1 protein-coding gene and 1 pseudogene are annotated in these 1,242 nt (G+C 56.8%); both read left to right on the top strand.

Annotated features, from left to right (window positions below; translation table 11 throughout):
• Positions 1–514 (top strand): annotated as a pseudogene (locus tag ACPLUI_RS14855) (CoA protein activase); the annotation flags it as partial.
• On the top strand, positions 514–1,242 hold a 729-nt coding region (locus ACPLUI_RS14860; RefSeq protein ID WP_424661016.1), incomplete at its 3' end, for an acyl-CoA dehydratase activase. The pseudogene ACPLUI_RS14855 and the gene ACPLUI_RS14860, both read left to right, overlap by 1 nt.

The following is a 1,242-nucleotide window of genomic DNA, read 5'->3' on the forward strand; positions in this document are numbered from 1 at the left end:
AGTACGGAAGATCATGTCCGGGGTGGCTATAAAACCCCGGCCTGTTCTGCGCGTGGGGATTGTCGGTGAAATTTTCACCCTCCTGGAGCCTTTTGCAAACCACGATCTGGAAAGGAAGCTGGGTTACCTGGGCGTGGAAACCGACCGGTCCATTTACTTGAGCGAGTGGATCAATGATCACCTCTTTCTGGGCCTGGTCAGAGGGCTACGGAGCCGCAGGGAGGCCTGCCGGGCGGCACAACCTTACTTGAATCATTTTGTTGGAGGCCATGGGCAGGAGACCGTGGGCAGCACGGTCATCTACGCCCGGCAGGGTTACGACGGCGTAATTCAGCTCCTGCCTTTTACCTGCATGCCCGAAATTGTGGCCCACAGCGTGCTGCCCGGACTGAGCAGCGAGCTGGGCATCCCCACGTTAACCATCACCGTGGATGAGCAGTCCGGGGAAGCCGGGCTGGTGACCCGTCTGGAGGCTTTTGTAGATTTACTGGCCAGAAAAAAAGAGGTGGTATGATGAAAGGATACCTTGGGATTGATGTTGGTTCAGTTAGCACCAATCTGGTTTTTATGGATGAAAACGGTAAGATCAGGGAAGCCATTTACCTGCGCACCCGCGGGCAACCAATTTTTGCACTGCAGGAAGGGCTGAAGCAGCTCGCCGAACGCCTGCCGGCAAATACCGGTGTCCTGGGAGTGGGTACCACGGGCAGCGGCCGTTTCCTGGCAGGGATAATTGCCGGGGCTGACGTGGTAAAGAATGAAATTACCAGCCATGCAGTGGCCGCTTCCACCCTGGTACCGGGAGTCCAGACCATCCTGGAGATCGGGGGGCAGGATTCCAAAATAATAATCCTGCGCAATGGTGTGGTTACCGACTTTGCCATGAATACCGTTTGCGCTGCTGGTACCGGCTCTTTTCTGGACCAGCAGGCGGCCCGGCTGAATATTCCCATCGAAGATTTCGGTGAACTGGCCCTGAAATCAACCGTCCCCGTCCGCATAGCCGGCCGTTGTGCCGTTTTTGCTGAGTCGGACATGATCCATAAACAGCAGATGGGCTACAGCCTCCCCGATATTCTGGCCGGCCTGTGCGAAGCCCTGGTCCGCAATTACCTGAATAATGTCGGCAAAGGGAAGGAAATTTTACCCCCGGTAGTGTTTCAGGGCGGTGTGGCTGCCAACGCCGGTATGCGGCGGGCCTTCGAACAGGCTCTGGGCCTGGAAGTGCACGTGCCTCCTCAC

The sequence above is a fragment of the Desulfofundulus sp. genome, from assembly GCF_049701015.1.
Classification (GTDB): domain Bacteria; phylum Bacillota; class Desulfotomaculia; order Desulfotomaculales; family Desulfovirgulaceae; genus Desulfofundulus.